The organism is Pseudomonas sp. JV245A (assembly GCF_032424515.1).
Taxonomy (GTDB): Bacteria; Pseudomonadota; Gammaproteobacteria; order Pseudomonadales; family Pseudomonadaceae; genus Aquipseudomonas; species Aquipseudomonas protegens.
Genome location: NZ_VYKE01000234.1, coordinates 1 through 5,319, shown reverse-complemented (window position 1 = coordinate 5,319; position 5,319 = coordinate 1). Strand labels below are relative to the sequence as shown.

The window sequence follows — 5,319 nt, the reverse complement described above, 5'->3', positions numbered from 1 at the left end:
TCGCGGGTTTCGTGGGTGGCCGAGCCGATGTGCGGGGTGGCCACGACGTTGGGCAGTTGCAGCAGTGGGGAGTCGTGTTCCAGCGGCTCGCGTTCGAAGACGTCCAGCCCGGCGCCGCGAATCCGCCGTTGTTGCAGGGCTTCTATCAGCGCCGCTTCATCCACCACCTTGCCCCGGGAAATATTGATGAAGATGCTTTCGGGGCGCATCAGGGCGAACTCCCGGGCGCCGATCAGCCCCTGGGTGCGTTCGGTCAGGGGCAGGGTCAGGCAGATGAAGTCGGCTTCCTCAAGCAGTTGCTCCAGGCTCCGGTACTGGGCATTGAAGCGTTGCTCCACCGCGGGCTTGGGCCGGGTGCTGTGGTAGATCAGCGGCATGCCGAAGCCGAAATGCCCGCGCTGGGCCAGGGCTTCGCCGATGCGCCCCATGCCGATGATGCCCAGGGTCTTGCCGTGGACATCCGTGCCAAAGTGCGCCGGCCCGATGTTGCGCTGCCATTGCCCGGCGCGCACCAGGTTGGCCAGTTCCACCACCCGCCGGGCGGTCGCCAGGATCAGCGCGAAGCCGGTGTCGGCGGTGGTTTCGGTGAGCACGTCGGGGGTGTTGCTGAGCAGGATGCGGCGCTGGGTCAGGTAGTCGATGTCATAGTTGTCGACCCCCACCGAAACGCTGGCCACCGCCCGCAACCGGGGCGCCAGGTCCAGCAGTTCGGCGTCCAGGCGCAGGCTGGCGCCCAGCAGCCCGTCGGCGCTCGGCAGCGCCTGGCGCAGGGCATTCAGCCCCGCCGCGTCGAGGGTTTCGATCAGGGTCACCTGCGCCTGCTCCTGCAGGCGGGCCATCAGCGTTGGGGAGAGTTTCTTGTACAGCACCAGGTGTTTTTTCATGGGGTTCTCTAGACCGTTTCAAGGGTGGGCCAGGCGCCGGCGCAGGGGCAGGGCCTTGGCCTGCGGCTGGTCGGCACCGGGTTTGAGCAACAGGGTCAGCAGTACCGAGAGCAGCAGCGCGCCGCTCATCAGCAGGTAGGAGGCGCCGGGGGAGCCGGTGGCGCTGTTCAGGTAGCCCACCAGGTAGGAGCCGCCGAAGGAGCCCAGGGCGCCCATGCTGTTGATCAGGGCCATGGCGCCACCGGCGACGTTGGCCGGAAGGATCTCCGGGACGATGGCGAAGAACGGCCCGTAGGGCGCGTACATGCAGGCCCCGGCGATCACCAGCAGGCTGTAGGACCACCAGAAGTGCTCGGCCCCCAGCAGGTAGGAACCGTAGAAAGCGATGGCCGCCACCAGCAGCGGCGGCCAGACGAAGCGCTTGCGCTTCTGGGTGCGGTCCGAGCCCCAGGACACCGCCAGCATGGCGATCACCGCCGCCAGGTAAGGCAGCGCCGAGAGCCAGCCGGCTTCCACCATGTCCATCTGCGCGCCGTGCTTGAGGATCGACGGCAGCCACAGGACAAAGCCGTAGACCCCGATGCTCCAGCAGAAGAATTGCAGGGCGAGGATGATCACCTTGGGCGAGCGGAACGCCTCGGCGTAGTTCTTCACCGCCTTGATCCCTTGCTGTTCGGCGGCCAGGGCGCTTTCCAGGTCGCGTTTTTCGTCCTGGCTCAGCCACTGCGCCTGGCTGGGCCGGTCATCGGCCAGGCGCCACCAGATAAAGGCCCAGATCACCGCCGGCAGGCCTTCGATGATGAACATCCAGCGCCAGCTGAAGTGCTGCACCAGGTAGCCGGAGACCACCGACATCCAGAGCATGGTCACCGGGTTGCCGAGGATCAGGAAGGTGTTGGCCCGGGAGCGTTCGGCGCGGGTGAACCAGTGGCACAGGTACACCAGCATCGCCGGCATCACCGCGGCCTCTACCACCCCCAGCAGGAAGCGGATGCCGATCAGCATGTAGGCGTTGGCGACTATCCCGGTGAGGGTGGCCAGGCCGCCCCAGAGGATCAGGCTGACGAAGATCAGCTTCTTCACGCTGCGCTTTTGCGCGTAGATCGCCCCGGGCACCTGGAAGAAGAAATAGCCGAGGAAGAACAGCGCCCCCAGCAGCGAGGACAGGCCGGGGGTGATCTGCAGGTCGTCGGCCATGCCCGAGGCCGCGGCGAAACCGTAGTTGGCGCGGTCCAGGTAGGCCAGGCTGTAGGTGATGAAGACGATGGGCATGATGTACCACCAGCGGCGGGTGGCGAGTTTGAGCGTGTCCATGAAAGTTCTCCTGAGCTTGTTGTTTTTGTCGCAGCAGGTGGTTCGTGGTGTTCGGTCACTGCAGGAGCCGGCTGGCCGGCGAAGGGGCCCTTGGGGCGTGTGTCGCCGGGCGGGCGTCTTCGCTGGCAAGCCAGCGCCTACAGGGCGCTGGCGGTTTTCAGGCTGGGCGTGTGCTCCGGTAGTTCGTGGCGCAAGGGCAGGCCTTCCATGTCGCCACGGCTCTGCACCGCGCGGCTGCCGATCCAGTTGGCCCGCTGCACCGCTTCGAGGATGCCGCGGCTTTCCAGCAGGGCGCTGATCAGGCCCACGGCAAAGCCGTCGCCGGCGCCTACGGTGTCCACCACCTGGGCCACCGGCACGCCCTCGACGAAGCCGGCATCCAGCTGGGTGCGGTAGTAGGCGCCGTGGGCGCCGAGCTTGATCACCACGGCTTCGGCGCCCTGGTCCAGGTAGAAGGCGGCGATGTCCGCCGGGTCGTCGCGGCCGGTGAGCAGGCGGCCTTCGGCGAGCCCCGGCAGTACCCAATGGGCCAGCGCCGCCAGGCGGTTGATCTCGCGGATCATCAGCGCTTCGCTGGGCCACAGGGCGGGGCGCAGGTTGGGGTCGAACGACACGCTGTGCCCGGCGCTGCGCTGGGTGTGCATCAGGTGGCCGGACAGCTCCCGGGCCGAGTCCGAGAGCGCCGGGGGAATACCGGTGGCGTGCAAGTGGCGAGCCCGCAGCAGGGCCGGGTCGAGGTCGCCGATGGCCAGGTGGCTGGCCGCCGAACCGCGGCGGAAATACTCGACCCGCGGGTCGTCGCCGCCGTCTTCCCGGGACTTGAGCTGAAAGCCGGTGGGATGGATCGGGTCGCAGCGCACGAAACGGCAGTCCAGGCCTTCGGCACGCAGGGTGTCGAGCACGAAGCGCCCCAGGGAGTCGTTGCCTACCCGGCTCAGCCAGGCCACCTTGAAGCCCAGGCGTGCCAGGCCGATGGCCACGTTGCTGTCGGCCCCGGCGATGCGCTTGTGGAAGTGCTGGACCTGGGCCAGGTCGCCGCCGTGTTCGGCAACGAACATCGCCATGGTTTCGCCGAACGAGAGGATATCGATATCAGGCATCTGCATGCTCCAGGCGCGATTGGCCAAGGTGGGCCAGCAGGCTGACCTGCTCGGTGGTCACTTGCAGCAGGTCGGTGCCTTGCAAGGGGTATTCCACGGCCCGGGTAATACCTTGAGTCATGTGCCGCAGCAGTTGTTCCCATTGATGCAGCTCCGGGGCGCCGGGCGGTATGGCCACCAGCTTGCCGTCGACCCGCAGGCGCACCGCCTTGCAGTGCACGTAGGCCACGTGCCGGCCCAGCAGGCGCGCGGCGTTGAGCGCCGATTGCTCCTGCCATTGCCAGTTGCCGATGTCGAAGGTCATGCGCAGCGGCAGGTTCAGCGCCTCTACCGCGCTGAAAAAGCGCTGGAACGGCTCGATGCGCCCGCCGTGGGCGGTCTGGTCGTTCTCCACCAGCAGGGCCAGGGGCTGGCGAAACAGCAGGCTGGCCAGGCTGCGCAGGTCGTGGTGTTCGCGAAAGTGCCCCAGGGACACCTTGAGCCGCTTGGCGCCGAACTCCCGGGCCCGTTGCAGGGTGGCGCTCAGTTGCGGGTTGGGCTCGCTGCGCTCGGCCTGCCACAGTTCCAGGGGCGAGGAAAACACGCTTTCCAGGCCGTGCTCCGCAGCGCTGCGGGCCAGCTCGGCAGGCTGCTCATGGGTCAGCAGTTCTTCGCGCCATTCGATGCAGGACGCGCCGGCGGCGGCCACCAGGGGAATGAAATGCGCCTGACCCTGTGCGCGCACAAGGTCTGCGCCGTAGCTGGACAAACTGATGGAGACGGGGGATTGCTGCATGTTCCTGACCTCTGAAACCGGTTTCATTTTTGTTCGAGAAAAAAGTGGTGGGTCTTGCCCCCACTGTTACAACCGGGTGGAGCCGCGCACGATCAACTGCGCCGGAAAATCCACCACCCGCGCCGGGGCATCGTCGCCCCGCAGGCGCTTGAGCAGGCATTCGAAGGCACTGGTGCCTATGGCTTCGGTGGGCTGGGCCAGGGCCGTGATGCCATTGCCCACCAGGGGGTACCAGTCCAGGTCGTCGAGGGCGATCAGGCCCACGCCTTCGAACAGCGGGCACTCCAGCTCACGCAGGGCACGGGTGGCGGCCAGGGTCGCCACGCCGTTGGCGCAGAACAGCGCCTTGGGCCCGGGGCCGGGGGCGGCGAGAAAGGCTTGCAACTGGCTGGTCAGGTGGCGGCCGGTTTCCAGCAGTTGGCCGCGCAAGGCCGGACGGCGCTCGATCTCGGCCTGGAAACTGGTGCTGCGCTCCAGCCGCGAGCTGGTGCCGTCATGGGGTTCGCTGACCAGCAGCAGGTCGCGATAGCCCTGCTGCTGCAGGTGGTCGAGGGCGCTGCGCACCGCCGCCGGGTTGTCCAGGCCCACCAGGTCGGCCTGCAACTGCGAGAGCTTGCGGTCCACCAGGACCATGGGCATCTCTTCCTGCAATTGCTGCAACTGTTCCAGGTGGTGGCCCAGGGTGTTCACGATCAGGCCTTCGATGTTGTAGGCCCGCAGGTTGGCCAGGTGCCGGGCTTCCTGTTCGTCGTCGCGGTCGGTGTTGCACACCACCAGGCTGTAGCCGTGCTGGCGGCAGGCGGTTTCCACGCCATGCATCACGGCAATCGAATAGGGGTTGCGGATATCGGCCACCAGCATGCCGATCAGGCGGGTGCGCCCGCGCTTGAGGCCGCGGGCCATCTGGTTCGGGCGGTAGCCCAGTTCGCTGATGGCATGATCGATGCGCAGGGCAATGGCATCGGAGAGCAGGGCCCGGTCCTCGCCGATAAAGCGCGACACGCTGGCCTTGGAGACCCCGGCGCGGCGGGCGACATCGAGCATGGTGACGCGGCTGCGCTGGGCGGCGGAAAACTGATTCACGGGCGACGACCTTGTTTTTGGAATTATGGGTTCCAGTTGCGCTGAAACCGGTTTCAGGAAACCGCAAAAGCGCTTCGGCCGTCAATAGTGCAGAGGCAGGAAATAGCATCCACGCAGGTCGGTGGCTGACCAACGGTCGCGTTCAGGGGCGGCCCAGGTGCTG

At 67.0% G+C, this 5,319-nt stretch carries 5 protein-coding genes; all 5 read right to left on the bottom strand.

Features of this window, described 5'->3' with window-relative positions; translation table 11 throughout:
- Positions 1 to 884, bottom strand: an 884-nt coding sequence (locus tag F6S12_RS29490) for a D-glycerate dehydrogenase (RefSeq protein ID WP_315869664.1), incomplete at its 3' end; no start/stop codon positions are given.
- 18 nt (positions 885 to 902) lie between these two features.
- Complete coding sequence (locus tag F6S12_RS29485; RefSeq protein ID WP_015635407.1) at positions 903 to 2,198, bottom strand: MFS transporter; 1,296 nt, start codon at positions 2,196 to 2,198, stop codon at positions 903 to 905.
- A gap of 137 nt (positions 2,199 to 2,335) precedes the next feature.
- Positions 2,336 to 3,298: a sugar kinase gene (locus F6S12_RS29480; RefSeq protein WP_072442076.1), complete on the bottom strand. Its 963-nt coding sequence runs from the start codon at positions 3,296 to 3,298 to the stop codon at positions 2,336 to 2,338.
- A complete protein-coding gene (locus tag F6S12_RS29475; protein ID WP_072442074.1) occupies positions 3,291 to 4,073 on the bottom strand; it encodes a sugar phosphate isomerase/epimerase family protein in 783 nt (260 codons plus the stop codon). The genes F6S12_RS29480 and F6S12_RS29475 overlap by 8 nt, the downstream gene beginning before the upstream one ends.
- A gap of 66 nt (positions 4,074 to 4,139) precedes the next feature.
- Positions 4,140 to 5,156, bottom strand: coding sequence for a LacI family DNA-binding transcriptional regulator (locus F6S12_RS29470; RefSeq protein ID WP_315869663.1), 1,017 nt, complete (start codon positions 5,154 to 5,156; stop codon positions 4,140 to 4,142).
- Between the last annotated feature and the right edge of the window lie 163 nt (positions 5,157 to 5,319).

Coding starts and splice junctions, on each gene's coding strand:
- F6S12_RS29485 (WP_015635407.1), bottom strand. CDS start 2,198: ATGGACACGCTCAAACTCGCCACCCGCCGCTGGTGGTACATCATGCCC.
- F6S12_RS29480 (WP_072442076.1), bottom strand. CDS start 3,298: ATGCCTGATATCGATATCCTCTCGTTCGGCGAAACCATGGCGATGTTC.
- F6S12_RS29475 (WP_072442074.1), bottom strand. CDS start 4,073: ATGCAGCAATCCCCCGTCTCCATCAGTTTGTCCAGCTACGGCGCAGAC.